The 14,680-nt window shown below is 64.1% G+C and carries 15 protein-coding genes; 3 read left to right on the top strand and 12 right to left on the bottom strand.

The annotated features are described in order from the left end of the window. Window positions 1-89: 89 nt before the first annotated feature. The 10 genes from EP237_RS09700 to EP237_RS09655 form a co-directional block, all read right to left on the bottom strand. Window positions 90-335, bottom strand: a complete 246-nt coding sequence (locus EP237_RS09700) for a MoaD/ThiS family protein (protein ID WP_127560564.1) — start codon at window positions 333-335, stop codon at window positions 90-92. Next, window positions 335-2,581 (bottom strand): xanthine dehydrogenase family protein molybdopterin-binding subunit, encoded by a 2,247-nt coding sequence (locus EP237_RS09695; RefSeq protein ID WP_127560562.1) that lies wholly within the window; start codon window positions 2,579-2,581, stop codon window positions 335-337. The genes EP237_RS09700 and EP237_RS09695 overlap by 1 nt, the downstream gene beginning before the upstream one ends. Beyond that, window positions 2,581-3,063 (bottom strand): (2Fe-2S)-binding protein, encoded by a 483-nt coding sequence (locus tag EP237_RS09690; protein ID WP_127560560.1) that lies wholly within the window; start codon window positions 3,061-3,063, stop codon window positions 2,581-2,583. The genes EP237_RS09695 and EP237_RS09690 overlap by 1 nt, the downstream gene beginning before the upstream one ends. Then, on the bottom strand, window positions 3,060-3,926 hold the full coding sequence (locus tag EP237_RS09685; RefSeq protein WP_127560558.1) for an FAD binding domain-containing protein: 867 nt from the start codon (window positions 3,924-3,926) through the stop codon (window positions 3,060-3,062). Before EP237_RS09685 ends, EP237_RS09690 begins: the two co-directional genes overlap by 4 nt. Window positions 3,927-4,088: 162 nt before the next feature. Then, a complete protein-coding gene (cueR, locus tag EP237_RS09680) occupies window positions 4,089-4,475 on the bottom strand; it encodes a Cu(I)-responsive transcriptional regulator (protein ID WP_127560556.1) in 387 nt (128 codons plus the stop codon). Between the two features lie 10 nt (window positions 4,476-4,485). Further along, entirely contained in the window at window positions 4,486-6,987 is a 2,502-nt protein-coding gene (locus tag EP237_RS09675) for a heavy metal translocating P-type ATPase (RefSeq protein WP_127560554.1), read from the bottom strand. Window positions 6,988-7,140: 153 nt separating this feature from the next. Then, window positions 7,141-7,881 carry a proteasome-type protease gene (locus EP237_RS09670; protein ID WP_127560552.1) on the bottom strand — a complete coding sequence of 247 codons (741 nt, stop codon included), beginning with the start codon at window positions 7,879-7,881 and terminating at the stop codon, window positions 7,141-7,143. A gap of 41 nt (window positions 7,882-7,922) precedes the next feature. After that, the gene (locus EP237_RS09665) at window positions 7,923-8,741 is read right to left on the bottom strand and encodes a transglutaminase family protein (protein ID WP_240661596.1); all 819 of its coding nucleotides are present in this window, start codon (window positions 8,739-8,741) and stop codon (window positions 7,923-7,925) included. Next, window positions 8,738-9,679, bottom strand: coding sequence for an alpha-E domain-containing protein (locus tag EP237_RS09660; protein WP_127560673.1), 942 nt, complete (start codon window positions 9,677-9,679; stop codon window positions 8,738-8,740). The genes EP237_RS09665 and EP237_RS09660 overlap by 4 nt, the downstream gene beginning before the upstream one ends. Window positions 9,680-9,686: 7 nt before the next feature. Then, the gene (locus EP237_RS09655; RefSeq protein WP_240661595.1) at window positions 9,687-11,114 is read right to left on the bottom strand and encodes a circularly permuted type 2 ATP-grasp protein; all 1,428 of its coding nucleotides are present in this window, start codon (window positions 11,112-11,114) and stop codon (window positions 9,687-9,689) included. Window positions 11,115-11,348: 234 nt separating this feature from the next. Here EP237_RS09655 and EP237_RS09650 point away from each other — a divergent pair, with 234 nt between their 5' ends. Both EP237_RS09650 and EP237_RS09645 read left to right on the top strand, forming a co-directional pair. After that, entirely contained in the window at window positions 11,349-11,966 is a 618-nt protein-coding gene (locus EP237_RS09650; RefSeq protein WP_127560550.1) for a carbonic anhydrase, read from the top strand. A 12-nt stretch (window positions 11,967-11,978) separates the two neighbouring features. Further along, complete coding sequence (locus EP237_RS09645; protein ID WP_127560548.1) at window positions 11,979-12,491, top strand: DUF2478 domain-containing protein; 513 nt, start codon at window positions 11,979-11,981, stop codon at window positions 12,489-12,491. A gap of 125 nt (window positions 12,492-12,616) precedes the next feature. On the opposite strand, the gene EP237_RS09640 is transcribed toward EP237_RS09645, so the two are convergent. Together EP237_RS09640 and EP237_RS09635 are read right to left on the bottom strand one after the other, a co-directional pair. Further along, the gene (locus tag EP237_RS09640; protein WP_127560546.1) at window positions 12,617-13,117 is read right to left on the bottom strand and encodes a GNAT family N-acetyltransferase; all 501 of its coding nucleotides are present in this window, start codon (window positions 13,115-13,117) and stop codon (window positions 12,617-12,619) included. A 246-nt stretch (window positions 13,118-13,363) separates the two neighbouring features. Beyond that, window positions 13,364-13,600, bottom strand: coding sequence for an Lrp/AsnC ligand binding domain-containing protein (locus EP237_RS09635; protein WP_127560544.1), 237 nt, complete (start codon window positions 13,598-13,600; stop codon window positions 13,364-13,366). A gap of 102 nt (window positions 13,601-13,702) precedes the next feature. Between EP237_RS09635 and EP237_RS09630 the strand changes: the two genes are divergently transcribed. Then, entirely contained in the window at window positions 13,703-14,632 is a 930-nt protein-coding gene (locus EP237_RS09630) for a helix-turn-helix domain-containing protein (protein WP_127560542.1), read from the top strand. Window positions 14,633-14,680 lie beyond the last annotated feature (48 nt).

The following is a 14,680-nucleotide window of genomic DNA, read 5'->3' as shown; positions in this document are numbered from 1 at the left end:
ACACGAGCCGAGTGCTTTGATGTTGGACAGCTTTTCTCGGGCCGACCCGTGCAACGCCCGCCAGATGACGGGGCGTAACCGACGTCCGCCTAGCCGCCCGCCAGTTTCTGCAACAGGAAGATTTCGCTGTCGGGCTTGACCGGGTGATTGCGGCTATTGGGCACGATCTGCCCGTCCACCGCAACCGAGACGCCGCGTTTCAGCGCCGGTTCCAGCCCCGGATAGGCCGCGACCAGCCCGTCCAGAACCTGGCCCACGGTTTCGCCCTCGATCTCCACCATCTCTTTCCCGTCGGCCAGGGCACGCAGCCCTGACCACAGGTGCAGCTCTGCCATCAGACCTCCTTGCCCTGGATCGCGGCCAGAACGCGAGAGGGGCGCAGCGGCAGTTTGCAGATGCGCTTGCCGGTGGCGTCGCGCACCGCGTTGGCGACAGCGGGCAGGGGCGGTGTGATGCCGGTCTCGCCCACGCCGCGCACGCCGTAGGGGTGGCCGGGATTGGGCACCTCCACGATCACCGTGTCGATCATCGGCAGGTCCGAGGCGACCGGCACGCGGTAGTCGAGGAAGACCGGGTTTTGCAGCCGCCCGTCCTCGCCATAGATATATTCCTCGTTCAGCGCCCAACCGATGCCCTGCGCGGCACCGCCCTGGAACTGGCCTTCCACGTAGGCGGGGTGAATGGCCTTGCCCGCATCCTGCACCACCAGATAGCGCAGGATCGTGGTGCGGCCGGTTTCGGGGTCGACCTCCACATCCACCACATGGGTGCCGAAGCTGCCGGAGAAGCCCGCGGGGCTGTCCTCGTAATGGCCAGAGATCGGCCCGCCAGTGCCGCCCATTTCGCCCGCGATTTCGGCGATGGTCATCGGCGGGAATTCCCCGGCATTGGGGCCAGAGGGCTTGGCGCAGCCGTCTTCCCAGACCACCGCCTCCGGGTCGATGCCCCATTTGTCGGCGGCGCGTTTGCACATCTTGCCGATGCATTCCTCCGCCGCGCGGATCGTGGCCAGACCCGACGCATAGGTCGCGCGGCTGCCATGGGTGGGTTCATTGACGCCAAGCGCACCGGTGTCCGAGATGTTGACCCGCACGTTTTCGTAAGGAATGCCAAAGGCTTCCGCCGCCATCAGCGCCATCGAGGCCCGGCTGCCGCCGATATCGGGGGTGCCCACGGAAACAGTCACCGAGCCATCCTCGGAAATCGCCACCGAGGCCGAGGTCTCGCCACCCCAGTTCATCCAATAGCCCGAGGCCACCCCGCGCCCCTGATTGGGGCCGAGCGGTTCAGAGTAATTCGGATGCGCCTTGGCGGCTTCCAGCGTTTCCATGAAGCCAATCGGCCCGTATTTCGGCCCGAAGGTCGCCCGCGTGCCTTCCTTGGCGGCGTTCTTCAACCGCGTGTCGATCGGGTCGAGCCCCAGCTCCCGGCAGAGCTCATCAATCACGCTTTCGGTGGCGAAGGCCGCCATCGGGGCCCCCGGCGCGCGATAGGCGGCCTGGCGGGGGCGGTTGGTGATCACGTCATAGCCGATATGGTGCACATGCTCGATGTCGTAATTGGCGAAGGCAAGCATAGTGGTCACATCCACGGGGGCACCGGCAAAAGCGCCGCCCTGCATGCGGAAGGTGCCATGGGCGGCGGTGATCCTGCCATCCTTGGTCATGCCCATCTTGACGTCCATCGAGGCCGAGGCCGTCGGCCCGGTGGCGCGCAGCACCTCGTTGCGGCTCATCACCATCTTCACCGGCTTGCCGCCTGCCTTGCGGCTCAGCGCCAGTGACAGGGGTTCGATAAAGACAGTCGTCTTGCCGCCGAAACCGCCCCCGATTTCCGAGGGCGTCACGCGGATATTGGTGGTCTCGATGCCCAGAACGGCGGTCGACATGCGGCGCATGAACCAATGACCTTGCGTGCAGACCCAAAGCTCGCCCCGGTTATCGGCGCCCATCTGGCCGAGGCAGGCATGGGGTTCGATATAGCCCTGATGCGCGGCCTCGGTGGTGAAGCTGCGCTCGATGATCAGATCGGCCTCGGCAAAGCCCTTGTCCAGATCGCCCCGGCCGCTGTCGAAATAGCGCACCACATTGGGGTGCAGCCCTTCGGGCACCGAGAAATCGGCAGCGCCTTCACGGATGACCGGCGCGCCCTCCTTCATCGCCTCATCCACGTCCGTGACGTGGGGCAGGATCTCGTAGGTCACCTCGATCGCCTTGGCCGCGTCGCGGGCCACGAGCGGCGATGTGGCGGCGACGGCGGCGACGGCATGACCGTCATAGAGCGCCTTTTCCCCGGCCATGCAGTTTTCCTGGATATCCCAGTCCTCGCCTTCCAGCCCTTCGGGGAAATCGGCACGGGTGATGACGGCCTTCACACCCTCCATCGCCAGCGCCTTCGTTGCGTCGATCTTGACGATCTTCGCATGGGCATGGGGGCTGCGCACCACTGCGCCGTGCAGCATGCCAGGCACCGAGATATCCGCGCCGTAGCGCGCCCGGCCCGTGACCTTGTCCAGCCCGTCGGGGCGGTTGGGGGTGGTGCCGATATATTTGTAAGCGGTCTTTTGTCCGTCCAGAGCCATTACGAAGCCTCCCGCATTTCAGCCGCCGCATCCATCACGGCGCGAATGATCTTGTCATAACCGGTGCAGCGGCAGAGGTTGCCCGCCAGCCAATAACGCAGCTCGGTTTCCGTGGGGTCGGGGTTCCGCTCCAACAGGTTCTTGGCCGCAACCAGAATGCCCGGCGTGCAGATCCCGCATTGCAGGGCGGCATGTTCGATGAACTTGCGCTGCAGCGGGTGCAGGACCTCGCCGTCGGCCATGCCTTCGACGGTGCCGATCTCCTTGCCCTCGGCCTCGACGCCCAAGACAAGACAGGAACAGACCAGCCGCCCGTCCAGTGTGACAGAGCACGCCCCGCAATCGCCGGTGCCGCAGCCTTCCTTCACGCCCATCACGCCCAGATGGTCGCGCAGGCAGTCGAGCAGGGTTTCGCGCGGGTCGCAGAGATAGTCGACCTCGTCGCCGTTTACCGTTGTGCTGACATGGATACGCTTGGTCATGCGTTTTCTCCTTTCGCGCGGGCATAGGCGATCTTCGCCGCCCGTCGGGCCAGCACGCCGGCCACATGGGTGCGGAACTCGATCGTGCCGCGCTTGTCGTCAATGGGGTTGCAGGCGGCAGAGGCCGCCGCCGCCAGCGCGTCGAGCGCCGCGTCATCCAGCGTGGTGCCGATGATCGCCTGCGCTGCTTCTTCTACAAGAAGGGCCGTGGGGGCGACCGCGCCAAGCGACACGCGCGCTTCAGTAATGGTATCGCCATCGAGCCGCAGGTTCACGGCGCAGCCCACAACGGCAATATCCATCTCGGTGCGCGGGATGAAGCGTAGATAGGCGTCGCCGCCGTTCTCGCCCCGCGCAGGGATCGTCACGGCGGTGATCAGCTCCCCTTTGGCTAGCGCGGTCTTGCCGGGGCCTGTGGGGATGTCTTCCACCGCCACCTCGCGCGTGCCCTCGGGGCCGGTCACGGTGACGGTGCAGCCCGCCGCGATCATGCCGGGAACCGCGTCGGCGGCGGGCGAGCCGTTGCAGAGGTTCCCAACCAGCGTCGCGCGGCCCTGCACCTGGGTGGAGCCAATCAGGTCCATCCCCTCGACCACACCCGGCCAGTCGGCGCAAAGTTCGGCGCATTCCGTCATCTCTGCGCCCGCCACGGCCACGCCGATGCGCCAGCCGCCACCGTCTGTCCGGGCGATCTCTTTCACGCCGGGGATGTGCTTGATGTCGATAAGGTCGTCGGGCGTCACGATATCGGCGCGCAACTGCACCAGCACATCCGTTCCACCTGCCAGAAACCGCGTGGTTCCCCCCGCCTGCGCCGCAATGGCCGAGGCTTCTTCGAAACTCGAAGGACTATGATAGTTCATGTCATCTCCCTGATCTTCGCGCCCCGGGCCATAGCCCGTGGGCGTCTTGGGGTCAGACTAGCAATGCATTTGGAAATGTCGATCCACCACGCGCGACTTTTCCGCGTCGCAGGCAGACCTTCGCGCGCCGGATCGTGGCGGAATGGAGCGGATCGGAAGCCATCACCCGTCTTCCAGCCCCTGCAGAATCGGGCAATCCGGCCGATCATCGCCCGCGCATTCCCGCACCAGATGGGACAGCGTATCGCGCATCGCGGCCAGGTCCGCGATTTTTTTGTCAATTCTCGCAAGATGATCCTTGGCGATCCGCTTCACATCGCTGCTGGCGCGGGTTTCATCCTCGTAGAGCGCCAGCAGAGCCCTGCAATCCTCGATGGAAAACCCAAGCGAGCGGGCATGGCCCAGAAAGGTCAGCTTGTGCAGGTCGCTGTCGCGAAAGCTGCGATAGCCATTGGCCGCACGTTTCGGGGTCACAAGGCCGATATCCTCGTAGTAGCGGATCGTCTTGGGGGGCAGGCCGGACCGGTCGGCCACGTCTCCGATATTCATGGGCTGGTCCTTATTCGGCGGGGGCAGGGATTGAAGTCCGGGCGGTTTGCGCAGGTGCGGGGCCGCCATCATGCGCCGCGCCCACCCATCTTAGCCTCAGGGCGTTGGACAGCACGAAGACCGAGGACAGCGCCATAGCGCCCGCCGCAAGGGCAGGGGACAGCAGCATGCCCGTAAGCGGATAGAGTACGCCCGCAGCAACGGGAATAAGCAGCACGTTGTAGCCGAAGGCCCAAAACAGGTTTTGCCGGATATTCGCAATCGTGCGTTCGCTGATGCGCAATGCGTTCGTCACGCCAAGCAGATCGCCAGAGATTAGCACCACATCCGCCGCCTCAATCGCGATATCGGTGCCAGTGCCGATGGCAATGCCTACATCGGCAGAGGCCAGTGCAGGCGCGTCGTTGATCCCGTCGCCCACGAAGGCCACCGTGCCTTGGGTGCGCAGCCGCGCGATGGCCTCGACCTTGCCATCGGGCAGTACGCCCGCGATCACGTGGTCGATGTGCAGCTCTCGGGCAATGGCCTCGGCCGTGGCGGGGGTGTCGCCGGTGATCATGGCGGTTTGCAGGCCCATGTCACGCAGGATGGTCAGGGCTATGGGGGTGGATCGCTTGACCGGATCGGCTACGGCAATCAGCGCCGCAAGCTGCCCGTCCACGGCGGCAAAGAGCGCGGTCTTGCCATCATTGGCCAGCCGGTCGGCCTCTGACGCCAGCGGGGCGGTGTCGATGCCCTCGCGATCCATGTAGCGATCCGCCCCGACCAGCACCTTGCGGCCATCTACCATCGCCTCCGCACCAAAGCCCGTAACCGATTGGAACCCCTCGGGTTTCGGAAATTCCAGCCCGCGCGTTCTGGCGGCCCGCAGGATGGCGGCGGCTATGGGATGCTCGGACTTGCTTTCGACGCTGGCGACCAGCCGCAACACATCATCGTCAGACATGCCCAAGGGCGTCAGCGCGACCAGTTCCGGGCGGCCTTCGGTCAGCGTGCCCGTCTTGTCGAAGGCCACTACCTGCGCCGCTTGCAGGCTTTGCAGCGCGTCGCCCTTGCGGAACAGCACGCCCATTTCAGCGGCGCGGCCCGTGCCCACCATGATTGAGGTCGGCGTGGCCAGACCCATGGCGCAGGGGCAGGCGATGATCATGACGGACACGCCCGCGACCAGCGCGAGACTGAGCGCGGGATCTGGGCCGAAGATCAGCCAGACCAGCACGGTCAGCAGGCTTGCGGCGATGACCGCAGGGACAAACCAGGCTGTGATGCGGTCCACCATGCCCTGAATGGGCAGTTTCGCGCCCTGGGCTTCCTCGACCATGGCGATGATCTGCGCCAGCATCGTGTCGCGGCCCACCTTCTCGGCCCGGAAGGTCAGTGCGCCCGCGCCGTTCACGGTGCCGCCCACAACCTGCGCCTTGCGGGATTTCAGAACCGGGACCGGCTCACCGGTCAGCATGGACTCGTCCACATGGCTTTCGCCCGAGATCACCCGGCCATCGACGGCGATCCGCTCACCGGGACGGACATGCAGGATATCGCCTGCGACGACCTCTTCTATGGGCAGGTCAATGACCTCGCCGGAACGCTCCACACGGGCGGTTTTTGCTTGCAGGTTCAACAGCTTGCGGATCGCTTCTCCGGTGCGTCCCTTGGCGCGCGCCTCCAGCAGGCGGCCCAGGAGGATCAGCACGACAATGACGCCCGCCGCCTCGAAATAGACATGCGCGGTGCCGTCTGGCAAAAGGCCCGGCGCGAAGGTGGATACGGTGGAATATCCGAACGCCGCAAGGGTGCCGAGCGCGACGAGGGAGTTCATATCAGGCGCGCCCTTCAGCAGCGCCGGAATGCCCTTGGTGTAGAAGCCGCGACCGGGGCCGATGAGGGTGATTGCGATCAGCAGGAATTGCAAAACCCGGCTGGTCTGATCGCCGATTGTCATCGCCACATAGTGGTGTAGGGCAGGGAAGACATGCCCGCCCATCTCGACGATGAAGACCGGCAGAACAAGCGCGGCGGCAAGCATTGTTTTCCGCGCAAGGCTTTGAATTTCCTGTGCTTTGCGTTCATCCTTGCCGTCAGGTTCCGTGCCCTTGATCGTCGCCTTGAAGCCCGCAGCCGTGGCCGCGCCCGCGATTTGCGAGGGGCTGGATTGCCCCAGCAGATAGTGCACCTGCGCCGTTTCCGTGGCGAGGTTGACCGAGGCCGACAAGACCCCCGGCGCGGCCTGCAACGCCTTTTCCACGCGGCCCACGCAAGAGGCGCAGGTCATGCCCTCGACCGACAGGGTGACGTCCGCCTGCGCTGCCGGGTAACCTGCTGTTTCCAAAGCGTTTGTCAGCTCGTCCACCCCGACGGAAGGGTCGTGCAGAACCCGCGCGCTTTCGCTGGCAAAGCTGACCTCGGCGCTGCTGACACCGGGCACAGCGGCCAGCGCGGTTTCCGCGCGGCGCACGCATCCGGCGCAGCTGAGGCCGGTGATGTGCAGGTGGGTCTTGGCTTGATCGGACATGGTGAAACCCTTCGGGCCGAATCTTCGGTCAGCACGGTAGATAGGGGTTCCAGTCTCTGGAAGGTCAAGGGCGGGAGAGACAAAAAATGCCCATCACCCCCCGTACACCGGGCGTACACCCCCCGTGCACCCCCCGTACAGACGTTTGACCGATTATTCGGACGGGAAGGCGAAATCCGGCAATTCCCGGAACGCGTTTTTCAAGGCCACGCCCCAGCCGGTCGATATCTCTTCGAAATAGGGGTTGTCCGCCTTGATCCGCATTTCCCGGCCTCGCTTCATGCTGTTCGTGTCATAGGCGTGAAGGTCGAGCGGCAGGCTGACCGAGAGGTTGGCCTTGATCGTCGAGTCGAAGGAAACGAGCAGCAGCTTGATGGCGTCCTCGAAGCTCATTTCAGGCTCGAACGCGCGGACCAGAATCGGGCGGCCATATTTGGTTTCGCCGATCTGGAAGAAGGGCGTGTCTTCGCTCGCTTCGATGAAGTTGCCCTCCGGGTAGATCATGAACATACGCGGTTCGCCGTCGCCGACCTGCCCGCCGACAATGATCGTGGCCGAGAACATCGCGTCGGCCTGCTGGCCGGTATCGGCATGGCTGGCGATGACCTCTTTCAGCGTGTTGCCGATCAGGGTCGCGACCTGGAACATCGACTTGGCCTTGTAGATGCCGGGGCTGCGGTCATCGGGGGCCTTGCCGCGTTCTTCCAGCAGGCTGATCACCGATTGCGTGGTGGCCAGATTGCCCGCCGTCATGATGGTGATGCAGCGTTCGCCGGGGTGCTCGAAGATGAACATCTTGCGGAAGGTGGAGATATTGTCGATGCCGGAATTGGTCCGTGTGTCCGACATGAACACCAGCCCCCGGTTCAGTTTCAGCCCCACGCAATACGTCACTGCCGCAGTCCTCTGTATGATCCCGGTGTCTAGAAATCAGGCTATTGCTGAACTTGCAAGCTGACTTGAAGATGCTCGTCACCGGGGCCCTGGCGAATGCCCATGATCGGGGCGGCATCGCGGTAGTCGCGGCCGGTGGCAACGCGCACATAGCGGGCATCCGGTGAAATTCCGTTCGACACGTCGAAGCCGACCCATCCGAGCGCCTCGGTCCAGACCTCGCACCAGGCGTGGCTGGCATCCTGATCGACGCGATCGTTCATCATCAGGTAGCCAGAGATATAGCGCGCGGGATGGCCCAACAGGCGCGCAGCCGCGATCATGATATGGGCGTGGTCCTGACAGACGCCATGGCCCGAGGTGAGGGCGGATTCGGCGGTTGTGTCGCTGTTGGTGCGGCCGGTTTCATAGCTGACCTGCGACAGGATCATCGCGGACAATGCGTGTAATTGCGCCAGCGTATCGGCCCCGTCCTGTTCGGCCCGGAGCTGGCGTGCAAGCGCCCGGATCGCGGGGCCGGGGGATGTGGTTGGGGTGGGATTCTCGAACAGCCAGAGCGGGGCAAAGCCCTTGTGAGTGCCGATCACGCCGTGATTGTCCTCGACCTCGACCGTGCCTTCGCTGCGAATCTCGATCCGGGTGGCACCGGCATCGACCTTGACCAGTTCCGTGTGGTTGACGAACTGGTCGGAAAAGCTGGCCTGCTTGGTGCCGCCGATAATGGTCGATGACCAGTCCAGCACGGTCTGCCCATGCCCCGACCGGGGCACAAGGCGCAGTTGCTGCAACGCGTAATGCACCGGCTGGTCATAGCTGTAGGTGGTCACATGGGTGATGGCGAGGCGGATCGGGCTGCTCATTGGAAGAACCTGAAATCTGTCTGGATGAGACTTGCCAGCGTCGAGGTGTCATTGATGCTGGCGGTCAGGAATTCATGCAACCCTTCCTCGAAGATGGCGTTCACGGTGGTCCCGTTCAACTGGCCGCAGATGCGGTCTGCAAGATTGTGGCTGTCGTGGCGGACGCCGTAGTCATTGGCCAGCCAGTTCAGGTTCTCGCCGATCTTGGAATAGCAGAAGGCCAGGGACCGGGGCATGCGTTTGTCGAGGATCAGGAACTCTGCGATCCCTATGGGCGTGGTTTCGCCGCCATTGAGCCAGCGATAGCTGCGCTCCGCCGAGACCGAACGCAGGATCACCTCCCATTGCACATTGTCGATGCGGCTGCCGACGAAGGCGGCGGAGGGCAAAAGGACGTAGTATTTGACGTCGAGGATGCGGGCGGTGTTGTCGGCGCGTTCCAGGAAGGTGCCGAGGCGCGAGAAGGCGAAGATGTCGTTGCGCAGCATGGTCCCGTGCAGCGCCCCGCGTACCACTGAGGTACGATAGCGGATCGCGGCCAGAAGTTCATGAAGGGTGCGTTCCGATACCGGGCGGGCCAGTGCCGACTTCACCTCCATCCAGCATTCGTTGACGGCCTCCCACACTTCCGACGACAGCGCGGTGCGCACCATGCGGGCATTGGACCGGGCGGCTTCGATGGAATTCAGCACCGACGAGGGATTGTCGCGGTCGCGCAGCAGGAAGTTGATCACTGAGCCGGAGTCGAAACTGTCGAATTTCGCGCAATAGGCGGCGTCGATCCCGGCGGTGCTGATCACCGATTGCCATTCATTCGACTCGCCGTCGGACCGGGTCAGCGCGATGCGCCAGCCGGCCTCCAGCAGTCGTGCGGTGTTTTCGGCCCGTTCGATATAGCGAAACATCCAGAAGAGGCCGCCTGCGGTTTTTCCCAGCATCATCGGCTTAGTCCCCCAGAACCCAGGTGTCTTTGGTGCCGCCGCCCTGGCTGGAATTGACCACCAGAGAGCCCTTTTTCAGCGCCACGCGGGTCAGGCCGCCGGGCGTGATTTCGACCTTGTTGGGGGAGACCAGAACGAAGGGGCGCAGATCGACATGACGCGGCGCAAGCCCTGCCTTGGACAGGATCGGCACGGTGGACAGGGCCAGCGTGGGCTGAGCGATGTAGTTCGAGGGCCGGGCGCGCAGTTTCTTCTCAAATGCTGCGATTTCCTTTTTAGACGCGGCGGGACCGACCAGCATCCCGTAGCCGCCTGATCCATGCACCTCCTTGACCACCAGTTCCGACAGGTGATCGAGTACATAGGCCAGCGAATCCGCCTCGGAACAGCGCCATGTCGGCACGTTTTGCAGGATCGCCCGTTCGCCGGTGTAGAACTCGACGATATCGGGCATGTAGCTGTAAAGCGCCTTGTCGTCGGCGATGCCGGTGCCGGGCGCATTGGCGATGGTGATATTGCCGGCGCGATAGACATCCATGATGCCCGGCACGCCAAGCAGGCTGTCGGGGTTGAAGGTCAGCGGGTCGAGGTAATCGTCATCGACGCGCCGGTAGAGCACGTCAATCGGGTGATACCCTTGCGTGGTGCGCATTGCGACGCGGCCATGTTCTACCACCAGATCGTGGCTTTCAACCAGTTCCGCCCCCATCTGGTCGGCCAGGAAGGCGTGTTCGAAATAGGCGGAGTTGTGGATGCCGGGGGTCAGAACCGCCACCGTGGGCCGGTCGGTCAGCCCCTCGGGCGCGCAATCGGCCAGCGAGCGGCGCAGAAGCTGCGGATAGGCGCTGACCGGGCGCACTTTCAGCTGGCTGAACAGCTCGGGGAACATCTGCAACATGGTTTCCCGGTTCTCCAGCATGTAGCTGACACCGGACGGGGTTCGGGCATTGTCCTCCAGCACGAAGAATTCGTTTTCTCCGGTGCGCACCAGATCGGTGCCGACGATATGGGTATAGACGCCGCCGGGCGGGTTGACCCCGATCATTTCCGGCAGGAAGGCCGTGTTCTTCGAGATGATTTCCTTGGGGATGCGGCCCGCGCGCAGGATTTCCTGCCGGTGATAAATGTCGTGCAGGAAGGCGTTGATCGCGCGCACCCGCTGTTCGATGCCGCGTTCCAGCGTGGCCCATTCGCGCGCCGAGATGATGCGGGGCACGATATCGAAGGGGATCAGCCTCTCGTCCGCTTCGTCCTGCCCGTAGACATTGAAGGTGATGCCGATCCGGCGAAAGAAGGCCTCGGCCTCTCTCGACTTGCGGCGGAGATCCTTGAGATCCTCATTGGCGAACCACTGGAAATAGGACTCGTAGGGCGGGCGGGGCTGGTCCGGCTGTGCCAGCATTTCATCGAAGGTGGGACCTGTGTCTGCCATGTAACCACTATGTGTGAGTTTTTAGACTAATCAATTGGCAAATTCGGTTATCGGGGATGCAAGCTGATCTGTGGCATGGGGAGCATGGCAGCTCGATGACCCGTTCGGGTGCCTGAAATTTGAGCATCAGAGCCCATTATTCAGACGCTTCAGGGTCGGGCGGGCTGTGCTTTGCCTTGACGCAGGCCCGCGCCCGGATTTGGATGGAGACCGGCCAGGGCGGAGGACCTTCCCATGCTGCACCATCTGCTGGCGCGAAATTCGGATTGGGCCGAGGACCGGCGGCGGGCGGACCCTGCCTATTTCGAGCGCATGGCCCAAGGGCAGCAGCCAAGCTACTTCTGGATCGGCTGTTCCGACAGCCGGGTGCCGGAGAACGTGGTGGGCGGGCTCGACCCCGGTGAGATCTTCGTGCATCGCAACGTCGCCAACCTTGTGCATTCCACCGATTTCAGCCTGCTCAGTGCACTGGAGTTCGCCATCGACGTTCTGGGGATTCGCGAGATCATCGTTTGTGGCCATACCAGTTGTGGCGGCATCGCGGCGGCCAGCCGGGGGCTGGTCAACGGGCTGGCTGATCACTGGCTGGAAGCTCTGCGGCGGCTGGCCCGGCGCAACGAGGCGGATCTGTCGGCCTTTCCCGAGGGTCCGGCCCGCAATGACCGGCTGGCGGAACTGAGCGTGATCGAGGCGGTCGCGCGGCTCGCTGAAACGCCGATCCTGCAGCGCGCATGGGCGCGGGGCGACCGGGTTTCGGTGCACGGGCTGCTCTATCGGTTGTCCGAGGGCGAACTGCGCAACCTTGACGTCACGCTGACAGGGGCGCATCTGGGCCGTGACGCAAAGGAGTGAAAGGGCGGAGCCATGAAGATCGGATATGTCATGTCGCCGGGGCGCGGCGATGTGGACCGGGTGCTTGGCCGACTGGCCGAAACGCTGATGGCGCGCGGCGTGGACGTGGCGGGCGTGGTGCAGACCAACACCGATTGCGGGCCTGCGAAAGCCTGCGACATGGATGTGGAGGTGCTGCCCGCTGGACCCGTTTTGCGGATCAGCCAGGACCTTGGGCCGGGGTCGCGCGGCTGCCGCCTGAACCCGGAGGCGCTGGAACTGGCTGTAGGACTGGTGGGGCAGCGGCTCAATGGGGATACACGGCTGCTGGTGGTCAACAAGTTCGGCAAGCAGGAGGCGGAGGGCCGCGGGTTCCGAGAGGTCATCGGCGCGGCGCTGGCGCAGGACATTCCGGTCGTGGTGGGGCTGAACGGGCTGAATCGTGACGCCTTCGAGACCTTCTGCGGCGGCATGGCCGAGGCGCTGACCCCGGAATTGCAGGCGCTGCTGGACTGGTTCGATGCCGCGCCGGAAGCCGTAGGCTAAGCCATCGCGGTGCAGGGCTGCCGACTGAGGCGGAGAGGGCGCACTAGACGGGTTTGACTGCCGACTATGCTGACAAAGGAGGCGTTCCTCGCAGAGCCCTGAGGGTCACCGTTGTGTCCAGGCTGTCACGTGAGGTCCCGCTGCATCGCGACCTCAATGTCCATGAAGTTCGAGAAAAGCATATTCCCGTCAACGTCAACGAAGCCCGCACGGCGATAGACGTTATGTGCGAATGTCATGTCGCTTCGGCTGCGAAGCACAGAGGTTTTATAGCCCGACTGCGAAGCGCTTTTCAGCAGGGCGTCCACGAGCTTGTCACCCACGCCCATGCCCCGACATTCCGATCGCACCCAAAGGCGGGTCACCTCGAAGGCACCGCTCTCGCTTTTGAAACCCGCAACACAGCCCACGGCTTCACCGTTCTCATAGGCTATGAACAAAGCACCTTCCGGCGCGGCATATTTTCCCGGCAGGTTGGAAAGCTCCTGTTCCAACTTTGCAAAGACGGCAGGCGGAGCGGACGTGTCCTTGTGAAAGGATGCCATTGCCCATGACGCAAACTCACGCGCCAGAACGCCAAAATCCTGCAAATGCTTCGGCGTTTCGGCTGCAATAATGGTAACCATATGGACCAATCTCCTTCAGGGCCGACGTTGCCTTCGCACAAGTGCCGGGGTCAAGAATAATCTAACGTTGGCAAGCTCTAAGGACCATCCGGGGCGCAGTATGTCCCCCGACCAGTCAGCTCATTTTGCGGAAGCCACAGTGGTCCCTGCGGGCTTGGGGCCGACATCCGCCTGGCGTGCGACGCCTCAAATAGCGCCCGCCTGTGATCTGGAGCATTCCGCGCATGGGCGGCCCGCAGCCGCCCTTCAGAACGCCTTGAAGGTCAGCGTTGTCAGGGTCCGCTCGATCCCCGGCACGTCGCAGAGGCGTTCGTTGATGTAGCGGCCTATGTCTTCGCCCTCGGGGATGATCAGCTTGACCAGCAGGTCATATTCGCCGGAGGTCGAGTAGAGCTCGGCATGGATTTCCTTCAGAACGATATTGAAGGCCACGTCATAGGTGGTGCCGGGTTTGCATCGGATCTGGACGAAAACGGTCTGCATTGGGGGAATCCTGCGAATGGGTCTGGCCCCAAGATGACCCGTCTTTCGCGTCGGGATCAACCCGGACTATCCCGGGGCGGGGCAACGGGGTAGGGTTTCGCCATGACCAACGCGCTTCCCTATCGGTTTCTGCTGCTGCCCGGCTTTGACCTGGCCGCTTTGGGCGCGGCCTCGACCGTGCTGACCGAGGCGGGGGTGAATTTCCAGACCACGGCACTTTCGGGCGCGTCGGTGCCGGGGGATAGCGGCGTGCATGTGGCCCATGGCGGGCCGGTGCCGCCAATGGAGCCGGGCGATGCGCTGGTGGTGTTCAGCGGGCTGGCCCTGTCGGATATGGACCGAGAGGGCGCTTTGGCGGCACTGCGCCGGGCGCGGCGGCAGGGCGGGCGGATCTGGGCCGTGGGCGGCGGGGTGTGGTTGCTGGCGCAGCTCGATCTGCCGCAGGGGCTGGAGCTGTCGGTCAATCCCGCAACCGCCGCGGCGATGGAGGGGATGCGGCGCAAACCGGCGCTGACCGATGCGCCCTTCGTCTGGACGCCGGAGGTGGCCACCGCGCGGGCGGCCCATGTGGCGGCGTTGATGCGCTATGATCTGGCGATCGACCGAAGCCCTGATGCCGATGCCACGCCCTTGTCGCCCGCCGACCGGGGCGCCGAGGCCGCGCGGTCACAGCTGCTGCCGCTGGAGGAACGCTATGCGACGCGGCACAAGGTGGTGGTTGCGGGGTTGCAGATCATGCGTGCGAACCTCTTCCGGCCTGTGTCCGTCGCGGCGCTGGCCTTGTCGCTCGGCCTCTCGCAGCGACAGCTGGAGCGGCTTTTCGAGAGGGAACTGGGCGATACGCCCGCGCCGATTTACCGGGAAATGCGGCTGGAGGCCGCGCGGATCGAGGTGCGGCAAGGGCGTCGTCCGATGCAGGATATCGCCCATGATTTCGGCTTCACCTCGGGCAGTTTTTCAAAGACCTACCTGCGGCAATTCGGGGTGACGCCCTCGACCGACCGGCGCGCGGCCATCGGCGGGGCGGTTTGACCGCTTGACCCCACGGATGCGCCCGCCATTCTGGCGGCGACAACGGAG

The organism is Nioella ostreopsis (genome assembly GCF_004000255.1).
GTDB classification, from domain to species: Bacteria; Pseudomonadota; Alphaproteobacteria; order Rhodobacterales; family Rhodobacteraceae; genus Nioella; species Nioella ostreopsis.
The sequence above is the reverse complement of the archived record's forward strand: the minus strand, read 5'-3'. Positions and strand labels throughout refer to the sequence as shown.

What these genes read in the sequence shown, in the direction of transcription:
- EP237_RS09700 (WP_127560564.1), bottom strand. Translation starts at nt 335, where the DNA reads ATGGCAGAGCTGCACCTGTGGTCAGGGCTGCGTGCCCTGGCCGACGGG.
- EP237_RS09695 (WP_127560562.1), bottom strand. Translation starts at nt 2,581, where the DNA reads ATGGCTCTGGACGGACAAAAGACCGCTTACAAATATATCGGCACCACC.
- EP237_RS09690 (WP_127560560.1), bottom strand. Translation starts at nt 3,063, where the DNA reads ATGACCAAGCGTATCCATGTCAGCACAACGGTAAACGGCGACGAGGTC.
- EP237_RS09685 (WP_127560558.1), bottom strand. Translation starts at nt 3,926, where the DNA reads ATGAACTATCATAGTCCTTCGAGTTTCGAAGAAGCCTCGGCCATTGCG.
- cueR (WP_127560556.1), bottom strand. Translation starts at nt 4,475, where the DNA reads ATGAATATCGGAGACGTGGCCGACCGGTCCGGCCTGCCCCCCAAGACG.
- EP237_RS09675 (WP_127560554.1), bottom strand. Translation starts at nt 6,987, where the DNA reads ATGTCCGATCAAGCCAAGACCCACCTGCACATCACCGGCCTCAGCTGC.
- EP237_RS09665 (WP_240661596.1), bottom strand. Translation starts at nt 8,741, where the DNA reads ATGAGCAGCCCGATCCGCCTCGCCATCACCCATGTGACCACCTACAGC.
- EP237_RS09660 (WP_127560673.1), bottom strand. Translation starts at nt 9,679, where the DNA reads ATGCTGGGAAAAACCGCAGGCGGCCTCTTCTGGATGTTTCGCTATATC.
- EP237_RS09655 (WP_240661595.1), bottom strand. Translation starts at nt 11,114, where the DNA reads ATGGCAGACACAGGTCCCACCTTCGATGAAATGCTGGCACAGCCGGAC.
- EP237_RS09650 (WP_127560550.1), top strand. Translation starts at nt 11,349, where the DNA reads ATGCTGCACCATCTGCTGGCGCGAAATTCGGATTGGGCCGAGGACCGG.
- EP237_RS09645 (WP_127560548.1), top strand. Translation starts at nt 11,979, where the DNA reads ATGAAGATCGGATATGTCATGTCGCCGGGGCGCGGCGATGTGGACCGG.
- EP237_RS09640 (WP_127560546.1), bottom strand. Translation starts at nt 13,117, where the DNA reads ATGGTTACCATTATTGCAGCCGAAACGCCGAAGCATTTGCAGGATTTT.
- EP237_RS09635 (WP_127560544.1), bottom strand. Translation starts at nt 13,600, where the DNA reads ATGCAGACCGTTTTCGTCCAGATCCGATGCAAACCCGGCACCACCTAT.
- EP237_RS09630 (WP_127560542.1), top strand. Translation starts at nt 13,703, where the DNA reads ATGACCAACGCGCTTCCCTATCGGTTTCTGCTGCTGCCCGGCTTTGAC.